This window comes from Pedobacter sp. KACC 23697 (assembly GCF_045348445.1).
Classification (GTDB): Bacteria; Bacteroidota; Bacteroidia; order Sphingobacteriales; family Sphingobacteriaceae; genus Pedobacter.
In genome coordinates, this window is sequence record NZ_CP157485.1 from 3,234,776 (window position 1) to 3,249,826 (window position 15,051).

At 40.6% G+C, this 15,051-nt stretch carries 13 protein-coding genes; 3 read left to right on the forward strand and 10 right to left on the reverse strand.

What is annotated here, in order from left to right:
- Window positions 1-7: 7 nt before the first annotated feature.
- The 8 genes from ABEG20_RS12895 to sucD all read right to left on the reverse strand — a co-directional run bounded on the left by ABEG20_RS12895 (window position 8) and on the right by sucD (window position 9,771).
- On the reverse strand, window positions 8-388 hold the full coding sequence (locus ABEG20_RS12895) for a hypothetical protein (RefSeq protein ID WP_406823743.1): 381 nt from the start codon (window positions 386-388) through the stop codon (window positions 8-10).
- A 223-nt stretch (window positions 389-611) separates the two neighbouring features.
- A complete protein-coding gene (locus ABEG20_RS12900) occupies window positions 612-2,579 on the reverse strand; it encodes an SPFH domain-containing protein (RefSeq protein ID WP_406823744.1) in 1,968 nt (655 codons plus the stop codon).
- A gap of 530 nt (window positions 2,580-3,109) precedes the next feature.
- On the reverse strand, window positions 3,110-3,331 hold the full coding sequence (locus ABEG20_RS12905) for a cysteine-rich CWC family protein (protein ID WP_406823745.1): 222 nt from the start codon (window positions 3,329-3,331) through the stop codon (window positions 3,110-3,112).
- Between the two features lie 198 nt (window positions 3,332-3,529).
- Window positions 3,530-5,914: a ribonucleoside-diphosphate reductase subunit alpha gene (locus ABEG20_RS12910; RefSeq protein WP_406823746.1), complete on the reverse strand. Its 2,385-nt coding sequence runs from the start codon at window positions 5,912-5,914 to the stop codon at window positions 3,530-3,532.
- 144 nt (window positions 5,915-6,058) lie between these two features.
- Window positions 6,059-7,030, reverse strand: coding sequence for a ribonucleoside-diphosphate reductase small subunit (locus ABEG20_RS12915; RefSeq protein ID WP_406823747.1), 972 nt, complete (start codon window positions 7,028-7,030; stop codon window positions 6,059-6,061).
- A 457-nt stretch (window positions 7,031-7,487) separates the two neighbouring features.
- Window positions 7,488-7,868, reverse strand: coding sequence for a septal ring lytic transglycosylase RlpA family protein (locus ABEG20_RS12920; protein ID WP_406823748.1), 381 nt, complete (start codon window positions 7,866-7,868; stop codon window positions 7,488-7,490).
- Between the two features lie 143 nt (window positions 7,869-8,011).
- Window positions 8,012-8,515 carry a methionine-R-sulfoxide reductase gene (locus tag ABEG20_RS12925; RefSeq protein ID WP_406823749.1) on the reverse strand — a complete coding sequence of 168 codons (504 nt, stop codon included), beginning with the start codon at window positions 8,513-8,515 and terminating at the stop codon, window positions 8,012-8,014.
- A 383-nt stretch (window positions 8,516-8,898) separates the two neighbouring features.
- The gene (sucD, locus tag ABEG20_RS12930; RefSeq protein ID WP_090984694.1) at window positions 8,899-9,771 is read right to left on the reverse strand and encodes a succinate--CoA ligase subunit alpha; all 873 of its coding nucleotides are present in this window, start codon (window positions 9,769-9,771) and stop codon (window positions 8,899-8,901) included.
- A gap of 312 nt (window positions 9,772-10,083) precedes the next feature.
- Between sucD and ABEG20_RS12935 the strand changes: the two genes are divergently transcribed.
- From ABEG20_RS12935 to ABEG20_RS12945, 3 genes are all read left to right on the forward strand, one after another.
- Window positions 10,084-10,353, forward strand: a complete 270-nt coding sequence (locus tag ABEG20_RS12935) for a hypothetical protein (RefSeq protein WP_406823750.1) — start codon at window positions 10,084-10,086, stop codon at window positions 10,351-10,353.
- Window positions 10,354-11,002: 649 nt separating this feature from the next.
- Window positions 11,003-11,425, forward strand: a complete 423-nt coding sequence (locus tag ABEG20_RS12940) for a cupin domain-containing protein (RefSeq protein ID WP_406823751.1) — start codon at window positions 11,003-11,005, stop codon at window positions 11,423-11,425.
- Between the two features lie 63 nt (window positions 11,426-11,488).
- Window positions 11,489-12,178 carry a VIT family protein gene (locus ABEG20_RS12945; protein WP_406823752.1) on the forward strand — a complete coding sequence of 230 codons (690 nt, stop codon included), beginning with the start codon at window positions 11,489-11,491 and terminating at the stop codon, window positions 12,176-12,178.
- Between the two features lie 234 nt (window positions 12,179-12,412).
- On the opposite strand, the gene rlmF is transcribed toward ABEG20_RS12945, so the two are convergent.
- Both rlmF and dctA read right to left on the reverse strand, forming a co-directional pair.
- Window positions 12,413-13,381, reverse strand: coding sequence for a 23S rRNA (adenine(1618)-N(6))-methyltransferase RlmF (rlmF, locus tag ABEG20_RS12950; RefSeq protein WP_406823753.1), 969 nt, complete (start codon window positions 13,379-13,381; stop codon window positions 12,413-12,415).
- A gap of 290 nt (window positions 13,382-13,671) precedes the next feature.
- Window positions 13,672-14,922, reverse strand: a complete 1,251-nt coding sequence (gene dctA, locus ABEG20_RS12955; RefSeq protein WP_406823754.1) for a C4-dicarboxylate transporter DctA — start codon at window positions 14,920-14,922, stop codon at window positions 13,672-13,674.
- Between the last annotated feature and the right edge of the window lie 129 nt (window positions 14,923-15,051).

Here is a 15,051-nt window from a genome sequence, read left to right on the forward strand (position 1 = left end):
AGAAATTTTAAGCTATTGAAATGGGTGGGCGGAATAAGCTTCCGAAATCTGGATTATTGTAACAGTTAGTGTAATCGAAAGTCTTTTTGGTATAAATATTCAGGCATACCGCTTTTAGTAAAATAAATTTTTCCTCTGGCACACCTACTGAAATAATATGGTGTCCATCAATTTTTTTGAAGGGAAGTTTCATATCTTCTTCATCATCATTGTCATCCAAATCCTGTCCAAGGTAATGCATTTCAAGAAAATCGATAAAACTGATTTCCGCATTGAGCTGATGATGTTGTAAAAAGTGAAGAACAAGTTGGGGCGCCTTAATCACTTCACGAACGGAGGTGTTAAAAATGAGTACCGGGAAAAGTAGCAGTAGAACAACTTTATTCACGTGGCAAAGATAGTAAAGCATCAAAATAATTCAAACCTTCTGACTTATTATGTCTGTTACTTTACCTATTGCTTTTAAAAAAATACCTGTTATAGTGTAAAAAATTAAAAACTGAAAATAAGTTAGATCGATTAGCAGAATAAAAAATTGGGGGTATTAAACAAAAATCTTAAATAAAAAAGCGGATGAACATTTTGCTGTTCATCCGCTAACTTAAAACCGTTTAAGGGTTAATATTATCTTTTTTAGGTTTTGTTTTTGTTTCTACAATTTCTGCAACTGCTACCACTTCTTTACGTTGCGCAGGGTCCATCAGTTCCATTAACTTCAGGCCGAGCAGGCCATCCATCGCTGAACCGCCGTGATTGCCTCCACTGCCGCCAATCAATACATCCGGGATCAGTTTCACATTACCTTTCGATAACTCTTCAGTAATTTTGTAACGGGTAAAGTTTTCACCACCCAAAGCCTTAACAGCAAGTTCATAGGCCTCGGCGGTTGATTTACCTACCGCTAAAATTTTACCTGCTTCAGCACTACCGGTTAACGAAATCTGTTCTGCCTCTGCTGATGCTCTTAATTTAATCGCCTCTGAATCTGCTTGTGCACGTGCTTTTGTCGCTTCAGCTTCAGCATGCGCACGCATTTTGGTAGCTTCGGCCTCGGCACCTACAGCTAGTTTTACACCAGCCGCATCCCCCTCCGATTTTTTTACCGTTGCACTTGCTGTCCGTTCAGCAATCTCTACACTTTGTTGTGCCTTCACAATATCCTTCTGCATATCGGCAATCGCCGTTTCTTTCTCCATCCCCTGACGGGTTTCCTGTGCCTGTTTCTGGGTTTCATAAGTTACCTTCTGTTCCTCTGCAATTTTACGGTCGGTTAAAGTTTTCATCAACGATTCTGGCGGAACAATATCACCGATCAGCGTATCAACGGCATTCACATTATACTCATCAAGCACTTTACGGATATGCTCTTTTGCCGATTCCTGACGCTCTCTACGTGTACTCAGGAAAGCAATTACATCGCTGCCCTGCGCCGAGTTACGGAAATAGTTACCAATCGTAGGCTCTAAAACCTGCGACACCAGATTCACCATATTTCCAAAACGGGCAATTACTTTTGGCGCTTCGGTTGTTGGCACATGGATAATCTGCGCTACATCCAGGTTAAAAGGGAAACCATCTTTTGAACGTACCGTTATAGTGGATAGATTTTTATCCAGGTTATGCGCTTCACTACGCGCTGATGCCCAGTTGAGTACCAAATTGGTGGTGGGTACCAGTTCTACCTTCATAATGTATTTGTTAATAGGATACTTACCTGGACCAAGTGGTTCTAACCAAACGCCTTTCGATCCTTTTGCAACAATGTTACCATGTTTAAAATCGGCACCGGTTAAATCATCACCTTCTTTACCTATAAACGAAATCACCACGCCTACATAACCGATTGCAATTTCGGTCATGGGTATTTCTTCCAGCTGGATAGCCCAGGGATTTAAATTGTAAGAACCAGCCAGAATTACCTGTGGTTGCAAACCACGGTTACCACCATGTTTTATAAAGGCATCAAAATCCTGGAAATTATTGTGGCCTTCTACCAGTTTACCCGCGATCTGATTGGCTTCGATCGGTAAACCATCCAGCGTAGTCACAATCCCCACCATGCTTTCCTGAATCCGGATCATATCGGTAACCGAAACCTGAAACAGCATGGTGTTGATCCGGTATGAACCGGAAGTGATGTAAGCCGTTTGTCTACCTCGCTGACCGCCATTTTCGAGGAACTTTACTGCATCCTGAAAATTATCAGACTCTACTTTTTGCCCCAGGATGTTCCCTGTTGGGATTTCTGAACCGTCTTTAGCCATGATCAGCCCGATTTTTCCTTCTGGAATGATAGTAAATTGTTCCATCGTTACGCTGTACTGCCAAAACCACATCCCAAAATACAGCCCGGGCGCCAAAGTTTTACCCTGGAAACCTGCTTCGCCTTTAATGGCGATAATCCTTCCATCCGGTAATTCTCTTGCAGACCCAAAGAGCACAAATTTTTTGGTAATCAACCCGATCCTGTCTTCGGGTACAATGACCATCCCGAATAAGAAACGTAAAATATATTTGTATAAAACGATGCACAACAGTGCCACTAAAACCCACCAGTAATTAGAAATGAGCGCTTCCATAATGTTCTATATTTTTCTTTTTTTTAAAGCCTGATAAACCATTTATCAAGTACAGTATAGATATCAAATGATGTGCTTTATTACGAGTTTTAACATTTATTTTCAAACTATTTTTTATTGATTTTAGGGCCTTAAAAACAACTCAGGATCGATTGAAAACAAAATATCATCTGCAGGTGACATTTCAAAGTATAACTTAACTGAACGCTTATAAAGACCAAAAACTACCCATTTGGGTTTATGTAACCGGTACCAGAAATTTTAAATGTATAAATTACAATTAATTCGAAAAATATGTCCTTTTTCAGACCTATACACCTGTACAAATTGGGCTACACCAATGATTCATTTTAGTGAGCTTATATAAACAAAAGCTACCTGAAATAATACGTTTCCAGAAAAGACAGCAACCCAGGTTAACTAAACCTGACCAGACGAATATCAGATTTCTTCCATAGATAAAAATTGACAGGTTTTGGTCCGTGCGATGTAGACCCAGGACCTTAGCCCGCGCGACTTTGAAAAAAAGCCTACACGCCTATTTCTGCTCTATATTCCTGTTGCAGTTCAAACAAACATTTGGCACAGAGACAGCCATCATACAGTTCGGAGATGTATTGTACTTCGTTAATGCTGAGCTGTACCACGCTGCACTGGCATTTGGTATATGAATTTGCCTTGCACTCAATAGCGGTTCCACATCTTTCGCAGGGAATGATTTCGTGTTTGCTATGAGTTGAGGTATAAGGCATGAGGTGTAAGGTTTAAGGTAAAAACCTATTGTAATACAAAAATATAAACAAAAAATAAGGTTTTGAGCGTTTGCCCAAAACCTTATCTATTTTATTGCTTTATGATGAGAAGAGGTCGACTATTGCATTAAGATTGCTTCGTGCATCACAATGACGGCGCTAGCGACCTTAAAACCTTCTGCCTTCCAACCCTCTACCTTAACCTGAGCAGCTAATGCAGCCTTCTTCCATTGAACAAACTGGTCCGTCAACGATTTCTTCTGCAACCTGATCTTGTGGGATTTGAGCAGGAATAACCGCTTCAATCGCTTTACCGCCCTGGTTCTCTACAGTAAACTTAACCGCTTGAGAGGCAGCTTGTGTACGCAAGTAGTACATACCGGTTTTTAAACCTTTTTCCCATGCGTAGAAGTGCATTGAAGTTAATTTTGATGTATTTGGTGCGTTTACGAACAAGTTTAACGATTGCGATTGACAGATATAGGCACCGCGGTCGGCAGCCATGTCGATGATGTTACGCATCTTAATCTCCCAAACGGTTTTATATAATTCTTTAATGTAATCCGGAATGGAATCAATAGCCTGGATTGAACCGTTAGCCAATATGATCTGATTTTTCATATCATTATTCCATAAACCTAAAGCTACCAAATCTTTCAATAAGTGTTTATTTACGACCACAAACTCTCCACTTAATACCCGACGGGTGTAAATGTTAGAAGTATAAGGTTCGAAACACTCGTTGTTACCTAAAATCTGTGAAGTAGATGCAGTTGGCATCGGAGCAACCAATAAGGAGTTGTAGACACCATCCTTAACTACTTTTTTGCGCAATGCATCCCAATCCCAGCGGCCGCTATCTGGTGTTACATTCCACAGATCAAACTGGAATTTACCTTCTGATAATGGCGAACCTTTAAACGTTTGGTAAGGACCATGTTTCACTGCTAAATCGTGCGAAGCCGACATCGAAGCGAAATAAATCGTTTCGAAGATATCTTTGTTCAAACGTTTAGCCTCATCGCTTTCGAAAGGTAAACGCAACAGGATAAAGGCATCAGCCAAACCCTGCACACCTAAACCAACCGGACGATGGCGCATGTTAGAGTTTTCGGCTTCCTGAACAGGGTAATAGTTATGATCGATGATTTTGTTCAGGTTTAATGTAGCCTGATAAGTTACATCGTATAATTTTTGGTGATCGAAAGCACCGTTGATAACAAAACGAGGCAACGCCAATGAAGCTAAGTTACAAACCGCGACTTCATCTTTAGAGGTATACTCGATAATTTCGGTACACAGGTTAGAACTTTTAATGGTACCTAAGTTCTGCTGGTTAGATTTACTGTTCGCTGCATCTTTAAACAACATATAAGGTGTACCGGTTTCGATTTGCGAATCTAAAATAGCAAACCAAAGTTCCTGTGCTTTAATGGTTTTACGGCCACGGCCCTCGGCTTCATATTTAGTATAAAGTTCTTCGAACGCTGCACCAAAACAATCAGCTAAACCTGGTGCTTCGTGCGGACAGAATAAGGTCCAATTGCCATTATCCTTAACACGTTGCATAAATAAATCGTTAATCCAAAGGGCATAGAACAAATCGCGCGCACGCATTTCTTCTTTACCATGGTTTTTACGTAAATCTAAAAACTCGAAAACATCTGCATGCCAAGGCTCCAGATAAATGGCAAAAGCACCTTTACGTTTACCCCCACCCTGATCTACATAACGCGCAGTATCGTTAAATACGCGTAACATTGGGATAATACCATTACTTGTACCGTTGGTACCACCAATATAAGATCCTGTTGCGCGGATGTTGTGGATGCTTAAACCAATACCACCAGCACTTTGCGAAATTTTAGCAGTTTGCTTTAAGGTATCGTAAATACCTTCAATGCTATCATCCTGCATGGTTAACAAGAAACACGACGACATTTGAGGTTTTGGTGTAGCTGCATTGAACAAGGTTGGTGTAGCATGTGTAAACCAACGCTCGCTCATTAAGTTATAGGTTTTAATGGCGCTTTCGATATCTTCTTTGTGGATACCAACCGAAACACGCATAAACAAATGCTGGGGACGCTCCACAATCTGACCATTAACTTTTAACAGGTACGATTTTTCCAAGGTTTTAAAACCGAAATAATCGAAGCCGAAATCGCGGTCGTAAATGATCGAACTATCTAAAATATCCTTGTTTTTTTCTATGATCTCATAAATATCATCAGCGATAAGAGGAGCCTCTTTCTGCGCTTTCGGGTCGAAATATTCGTACAACATTTTCATCGTACCCGAGAATGATTTAGTGGTGTTTTTATGCAAATTAGAAACCGCAATACGCGAAGCCAGCAAAGCATAATCAGGGTGTTTTGTGGTTAACGAGGCAGCAGTTTCTGCAGCAAGGTTATCCAGCTCAGACGTGGTTACTCCATCGTATAAACCTTCAATTACCTTTTTGGCAACGTCAATCGGATCTACAAGATCTGCATTTAAACCATAGCAAAGTTTTTGAATACGTGCTGTGATTTTGTCAAATTGCACCGGTTCTTTCCGGCCATCTCTTTTTAGTACGAACATATTTTATGAGATTTAAGTTTTGTATTAGGCAGCGTGTATCAAGTATCAAGACTTGATGATCGCTTTATATTTTTGTAATTAATTAATTGGTATAAGGTAATGAGTATCAGGTATCGAGATTACAACAACCTTTCGCCTTCTACCTTAAAAGTCTTCATCCAGAGAAAACGCCTGTGCTTTGTTATCTGCGGCGGTTAATACACCACTTTTTTGATAATCGCCTACACGTTTTTCGAAGAAGTTGGTTTTACCCTGCAAAGAGATCATTTCCATAAAATCGAAAGGATTGGTTGCGTTGTATATTTTTTTATAACCTAATTCCTGTAACCATCTATCGGCCACAAACTCAATATACTGGCTCATTAATTTTGCATTCATGCCAATCAGGGCCACTGGCAATGCCTCGGTAATAAATTCTTTTTCAATTTCAACGGCATCGCTGATAATGCCGTGCACCTGTTCTTCGCTCAATTTATTGCTTAACATGCTGTATAACAAGCAGGCAAATTCGCAGTGAGAACCTTCATCTCTTGAAATCAGCTCATTACTGAAAGTTAAGCCCGGCATTAAACCGCGTTTTTTTAACCAGAAAATTGAACAGAAACTACCGCTGAAGAAAATACCTTCAACCGCAGCAAAAGCCACTAAACGCTCTGCAAAAGTTCCGTTATCAATCCAGCGCAAAGCCCATTCAGCCTTTCTTTTTACTGCCGGAACAGTATCAATGGCATGGAACAAACGATCTTTTTCTTCCGGATCTTTAATGTAGGTATCGATTAACAAGGCATAGGTTTCTGAATGGATATTTTCCATCATGATCTGGAAACCGTAAAAACAGCGTGCTTCCGGAATCTGAACTTCACTCATGAAGTTTACTGCAAGATTTTCGTTTACAATACCATCACTGGCCGCAAAAAAGGCTAAAATATGAGATATGAAATGTCTTTCACCGTCGTTAAGGTTTTCCCAATGCTTAAGGTCGTCAGAAAGGTCGATTTCTTCGGCAGTCCAGAAACTGGCTTCCGTTCTTTTATACATCTCCCAAACTTTCGGATATTTAATCGGCAAAAGCACAAACCTGTCTTTGTTTTCTTGTAGTAATAATTCCTGTTCCATACGCTGATGTTTTTAAAATCTTATTTTTTTTACAGAGCCGACAAAGACATGCATCCACCAATTTATATATGATGATTGTAATGTCTTGCTCAAAACGCTGCTGTGAAAGTGCTAACCCTATTGCCTGGTGAACAACTGAGTTTTTAGTTGCGAAAATTTAGAATGATAATCTGAGAGATCTACCTGTAATTAACTAAAAACTAAGCTTTTATATTTGTTTCCAAACGCAAGAAGTTAAAGAACTTTGTTATAACAAATATATACACGGTGGCCCTTTTTAGTGAACCAAAGTTGTTAACACCCAACCCAATTGCTGGGGAAAAACGATCAGCCCAATATCATTTTCAAGCGAAAAAAAAGCTAATTGTTTCTTTTCAAGGCTTTAGCAAACCAAAATGAGTGTTAATAACTTAAATTTTAGGAGTATTTTGAGGTTTAAATGAAGCTAAAATGTGTATTACTCAACGGTATAACTGAGACTTACTTTAGCTATGCCTTTACGATAGATACCAATCTGTTTTGCAGCACGTTCAGACAAATCAATAGCCAGTTTTTTAGAATATGGTCCACGATCGTTTACTTTAACCACAACCGATTTTCCATTATCAGGATTGGTTACGGTAACCATGGTGCCCATAGGTAGGGTGCGGTGGGCAGCAGTGAATTTTTTCGCCCGGTATTTAGCGCCGCTGGTTGTGCGGCGACCTTCGAATTTTCTGTGATAATAAGTAGCGAGAACTGTTTTTTTGATACTATCCGTTTCGTTTGAAGAACCGGAATCTTGTGCTTTACCTTGTAAAAACAGGAAACTAAAACTTAATAACAGCAGATATTTCATAGGCTAAATTTTCTTTATCGAGCCTGCAAATATAAGCATTTAGTTTATAATCAATAATTTGTGGAAAAACAGCCTGTTTTTGTGCATTAAAAAAGGCGTAAAGCTTATGCCTTACGCCCATACCTAACCCATCTACATCTACCTTATTTCTGATCTGGCACGAAGTTCATGGAGATTGAATTTACGCAATGACGGGTGTCTTTATTGGTAAATCCTTCACCCAAAAACACGTGGCCTAAGTGTGCACCACAATTGGCGCAAACAATTTCTGTACGCGAGCCATCGGCATCAGGAATACGCTTTACTGCACCTTTAATTTCATCATCAAAAGCAGGCCAGCCACAATGGGCATCGAACTTACTTTCTGAACGGTATAGCGGCGCATTACAACGTTTGCAAGTGTAAGTTCCTTTATCAGTAGTATGCTCATATTTACCGGTACCAGGATATTCAGTACCTTTATTTACAATTACTCTTTCTTCTTCGGGTGTTAATGGATTCCAGTTCATTTTCTTCTTTGGTATGATTTGTTCCGTTTCCTTTGCTTGTTTTGTTTCTTTCTTATCCTGTTTTTGAGCACAGGCCGAAAGTGCGGTAATTAAAACAACAGCTGAAAGCAAAAATAGTTTATTTAACATCGTTTTCATATCTCAATATACGGTATAGATGTTGTTTTGGTTTGCTGGTTTAATCTTATTGGGTTAGTGTTTACCTCATCCTGACAAAGTTTGACAAGTATTGTCTTTTGCGCTGTCCCTCTCCTGAAGGAAAAAGACACCAAGTAAAGTGGTTTTAACCCAAAGTTAAGCTTAACCGGGAGAATTAAGATTATCTTCGCTGAGCATGTTGTGGTTCCTGCCTGCGCAGGAATGATGAAACGAAAAACAAGAATAAAGTCCAACTCGTGTGCTTTGCGTCTTACGGGTTAAACCTAGTTTTGCGCCCTTTGCGGTTAAAAAAATAATGCTTAAAACAAAAAAGCGCTTCGAACCTAATCGAAACGCTTTTCCTTATGTAAATTTTAAAAATCTTACTTCGCCAATTCTTCTGCCATTGCAGCACCGATTTCAGCAGGACTTTCTACTACACGGATACCACACTCACGCATGATTTTCATTTTAGCAGCGGCAGTATCGTCAGCACCGCCAACAATAGCACCCGCGTGGCCCATCCTACGTCCCGGAGGCGCAGTTTGACCAGCGATAAAACCAACAACAGGTTTAGTACCGTTTTCTTTGATCCAACGGGCTGCTTCAGCTTCCATTCCACCGCCAATTTCACCAATCATAATGATACCGTGCGTTTCAGGATCGTTCATTAATAATTTAACTGCTTCTACAGTTGGGGTTCCGATAATCGGGTCGCCACCAATACCAATCGCAGTAGTGATACCTAAACCAGCTTTAACCACCTGGTCTACCGCTTCATAAGTTAACGTTCCTGATTTAGAAACCACGCCTACATGACCTTTTTTGAAGATAAATCCTGGCATAATACCAATTTTGGCTTCATCAGCAGTAATTACACCCGGGCAGTTAGGACCGATAAGGGTAACATCACGGTCAGCAATATATTCTTTAACCTGAATCATATCCTTTGTAGGGATACCTTCGGTAATACAAACAATAACTTTAATACCACCTTCGGCAGCTTCCATAATGGCGTCAGCAGCAAAAGCCGGTGGCACAAAAATGATAGATACATTTGCACCCGTTTGATCAACGGCATCTTTAACAGTATTAAAAACAGGCTTTTCTAAATGTAATTGCCCACCTTTGCCAGGTGTTACACCACCAACTACGTTTGTACCATAGGCCAGCATCTGCTCAGCGTGGTAAGTTCCTTCGTTTCCGGTAAAACCCTGAACGATAACCTTAGAATCTTTATTTACTAAAACGCTCATGTATCAATATTTTTTTGTGCAAAGCTAATATTATTGAACTGGAATTCAAATCTAAAACCATATTATTTAGTCCGTTTTTTCACTAAAATGTAAGGAAATGGCTTTAAGCTAAAAGGAAAGACTAAAGCTAAAAGCCCAAAGCAAAATCAGCTATTGTGTTACTGTTATAAAAAAAGATTCTACCAATAGTCACACCTGGTTATTAAAAGAGGTTAGATTCAGGCGTAAAAAACATTAGGCAACATGCCCGGAATAAGCCTCTCGGTTATAAACCTGACAGCAGTGAACATGTAGTGCAACAAAGTAAAGCGAATGGCAGGACTAAAGGCCGCCAAGAACCACAATCGATTATTTACGAACAAAAAATATGGTTTCTTTCGGTTAGGAAATGAGCAGTCCCGTTCTTTTGGTGCGCTTCAGCCCCGCTCCCGTTTCTGCTCCGATGAAACCTGTAAAACAAGCAAGCACACCAATAAAAAACAAAAAACAGTGCTTAAATCGGGAGCATCCACTAAGATCGGGTTTAGTAAAAATGGTGCGGGGCTTTTGGCAACACGCCCGGAACAAGCCTCTCGGTTATAAACCTGACAGCAACGGCAGCCTCCGATTTCTTCTATCGGAGCTATAGTGAATGGCAGGACTAAAGACCGCCAAGAACCACAATCGATCATTTACAAACAAAAAATATGGTTTCTTTCGGTTAGGAAATGAGCAGTCCCGTTCTTTTGGTGCACTTCAGCCCCGCTCCCGTTTCTGCTCCGATGAAAACTGTAAAACAAGCAAGCACACCAATAAAAAACAAAAAACAGTGCTTAAATCGGGAGCATCCGCTAAGATCGGGTTTAGTAACAATGTTGCGGGGCTTTTGGCAAGACCAAAGCGGAAAGACTAAAGTGGAAAAACTAAAGTTAAAAGCGCGGGGTAATAATGCTTGACCGTTCCTGGCTTCACATCAGGAGCAAGCCTTCGGTTATAAACCTGACAGCAACGGCAGCCTCCGATTTCTTCTATCGGAGCTACAGTGTATGGCAGGGCCAATGGCCGCCAAAAATTACAACACGTCAGTTTCCCAATTAAAAATTCTTTAGGCTTAGGAAATGAGCAGTCCCGTTCTTTTGGTAAGTGGCTTTAGCAACAAAGTTTAAATGATTTTGACAAAAATGGGGCAAAACAATTAAATTTACCTTTAAACGCTAAGCTTAAAGCCAATATTGACATAAAAACAAACCACATGAGCAAGAAAACACTAGCCGTACTATTTTTTACATTCTTTATTTCAATTATCGCGAAAGCTCAAACGGCCGATACCAGTAAATACCTTTTGCAAAATGATACAGAAGTAGCTAAAGAAGAACCTGGCACTCATAATGGCGGAGGCAAAACCATCGGTTTTAATTTCTTTGCCCAAGCTAAAAACCTGAAAACAGCCTTCAGGAAAAGGATTTTAAAACCGGGCTCATCGATCGGTTACCACCTGCAAAAAGAGGATGAAATTTATTACGTGATCAGCGGAAACGGTACCATGCAAATGAATGGGAAAACTTTTGCCGTTAAACCTGGCGATGCGATTTTAACCCGACCGGGCAGCTCGCATGGCATTGCACCAGATGCGGGCAATGACCTGAACATTTTGATTGTTTACGAAAAGAAATGATGATATCCGGACAATAAGGGTTTTCGTTTCCGCTCAGCCTGACCAAAAACACATATCACCAAAATGGAATTAGAAAAACACTACAACAATAGAACAGGCTGGTTAAGGGCAGCTGTACTGGGTGCCAACGACGGCATTATTTCTACAACAAGTTTGGTTATCGGCATAGCTGCTGCGAGCGATACGAGAAGCCCTATCCTACTGGCAGCTTTGGCAGGTTTAGTAGCTGGCTCATTATCAATGGCTGCAGGCGAATATGTTTCGGTCAGCTCTCAGGCCGACATTGAAAAAGCAGATCTGGAACGGGAGAAAACGGAACTGGATACCATGCCTGAAATGGAACTTAAAGAACTTGCCAAAATATATGTGGCCCAGGGACTGGATGAAGATTTGGCCATGCAGGTGGCGATACAATTTACTGAGAAAGATGCTTTGGCCGCGCACGCCAGAGATGAACTGGGCATTAACGAAATTACACAACCAAAACCGCTTGAGGCAGCTCTTGCATCAGGAGCATCTTTCATTTCAGGAGGTATTTTACCTTTTCTGGTTGCTTTTTTTGCCCCGATCCAATCGATGGTATTTTATCAATATGGCTTCGCCATTGTATTCCTGGCTTTATCTGGTACGATTGCGGCAAAAGCAGGAGGCTCAAATGTAATCAAAGCCGTAATTAGAATCTGCTTCTGGGGAACCGTAGCCATGGTGGTAACTGCTTCAGCAGGATATATTTTCGGGGCTAAAACGGGTTAGTTTACAATTTTCAGTTGGCAGTTCTGCGGTTACAGGATACCGCCCTTAAAAAGCCTCACAGTTTGGCCATTAATTAAGAGCTTTTTATAAGGGATTTAGTAATTAAATTACAATGTTAAAAAGGAAACAACTGTAAAAAAAAATGCCGAATGAATGATATCCACCCGGCATTATGATATGACCTGATTGGTTTATGCAACCCAAACTGAAAACTCTAAACCGGAAACGCCCAACTTAAGCTTTCCATCCTTTTACCCATTCGCCCTGCGCGCTTTCATCCTGGTAAGTCCAGGCCACAAAGCGGCTTATTTTCTGGCCCTGGCTCATAATAACAGTACGTACTTCAAAAGCATTTGCTTTAACCAAAGCGTTATAAATACTTTTTAGGTTTGCGCTTTTTGAAACGAGTGAACTGAACCATAACACCTGGTTTTTAATCTGCGCACTCTGGATAATCATCTGTTCCACAAAAGCACGCTCACCTCCAGGGCACCAAAGCTCAGCTTTGTTTCCGCCAAAGTTTAGTACGTGCTTGACTTCTTTTTCATTTCCGCCCAGGTTGCGCCATTTTTGGCGGGTACCCTGTTCGGCTTCTTTTAAGGAAGAATGGAAGGGTGGATTACAAACCACTGCATCAAAACGTTCGGTTCTACCCACAATTCCCCTAAAAATACCCATTTTAGATGATTGCTGACGGATTTCTATCGCCCCCTGCAATGGTTTGTTGGCTTCGATAATACGCTTTGCCGATTCAACCGAAAGTGGATCAATCTCCGAACCCACAAAATTCCATCCGTATTCCTGGTGACCGATAATCGGGTAAATACAGTTGGCACCTACGCCAATGTCGAGCACGCTGATTTTAGGTCCTTTTGGATTTTTACCTTTGTTGCTCGATCCCAACAGATCAGCAACATAGTGGATATAATCTGCCCGGCCCGGAATAGGCGGACAAAGAAAATCCTGAGGAATATCCCATTGCTGAATATCATAAAAATATTTTAACAAAGCCCTGTTTAGTGCTTTTACTGCATTTTGATCGCCAAAATCAATAGAATCATCGTTATGTTCGTTTTTAAAAACGAAACGTCTTAGTTCTTTTGAAGTTGCGGTAAGTTGTTTGAAATTGTAACGCGAACGGTGTTTGTTGCGTGGATGTAACTCGCTTTTTTCTTTGCGGTTATTTTGTTCTTCTTGAGCCAATGTGCTATGAATTAACTAAACAAGCTGTGTTGCCTGTTTCTGCTGCAAAGATAGTTTAAATAGTTTGGAGTTGGGAGTTTTTAGTTGGGAGTACCCCACCAGTCGTCACCCTGAATTCATTTCAGGATCTATCATGTAGGAAAGATGCTCACCATGGCGTAGCTATTAGATCTTTAAAACCAATAAAACGGCAAATAAAATAAATTCAGCATGACTTCTGCATTGGAATACTAACTGCTTTAGGTTCTGCATCCGAAACTCATCAATCCAAACTCTCAACTGCAAACTCACTATTCCTTTTCTACCTGAATGGCTTGTAAGTACTTCTCTTCATCAAACTGGTTTTCGCTTTTGGCAATCACAATAGTAGCTACTCCGTTTCCGATTACGTTGGTAATGGCTCTGGCCTCGCTCATAAAGCGGTCTACGCCAATTAAAATGGAAATGTGTTCAATCGGCATCATTTTTAAGGCGGTAAGGGTTGATACCAGTACAATAAAACCACTTCCGGTAACGCCTGCAGCTCCTTTAGAAGTTACCATCAGTACACCTAAAACGGTAATCTGCTGCCCCAGTGTCAGATCGATATGAAAAACCTGGCAGAGAAATATCACCGCCATGGCCAGATAAATGGCTGTACCATCAAGATTAAAAGAATAGCCGGTTGGAATTACCAAACCCACAACCGATTTATCGCAGCCTATGCTTTCCATTTTCTGCATCATGCTGGGCAAGGCCGATTCGGAAGAAGAGGTGCCCAACACAATCAATATCTCCTGACGGATATATTTCAGGTATTGCCAAAGGCTAAATTTATAATAGTGGCAAATGGCATTCAGCACGATAAAAATAAATAAAATACAGGTTAAATAAACCGAGCCCATAAGTTTGGCCATCCCCACTATACTCTCCAGTCCATGTGTACCAATACTGAAGGCCATTCCACCGAAAGCACCAATAGGCGCCAGCCGCATAATCAGCTTCATAATTTTAAATAATACTTTCGATATTTTATCAAAAGCATTTAAAACACTGGTTCCATCAGCTCCCAGTTTATTTAGTCCATAACCAAAAAGAATGGCAAAAAGCAGGATCTGCAGGATATTTCCTTCTGCAAAAGCGGCTATTATGTTATGCGGGATAATGTGCAGAAAAAACTCTGCCCAGTTCATTTCTTTGGCCTGCTCGGCGTAACCTGCAATTTTTGTCGCATCGCTGGTCTTGGCTACCATTCCTGCACCTGGCTTCAATATATTGGCTACCAATAAACCGATGGCAATGGCAACCGTGCTTACAATTTCGAAATACAACAGCGCTTTACCCCCAACCCTGCCTACTTTTTTCATATCGCCCATGTGTGCGATGCCCAAAACAATAGTAAAAAATATAATCGGGGCAATCAGCATGCTAATCAGGTTAATAAAACCCTGACTGATTAATTTAGCCGTTGGCGCGAAACCAGGGAAGTAGGTACCAACACTTATTCCTATAATGATGGCAATTAAAACCTGGACGGTTAAATTGGAGAAAATCTTTTTCATTTATGTTTTAAGGAAAACGAAAGATAAGGTAATTTTTCTTTCTGTTCTTATACTGGTTTAAAATCACATACATCATGCTGCCCCTCAGTGCGTTCGAAATTATGGCAGATTTTGATAACGGCCAAAACT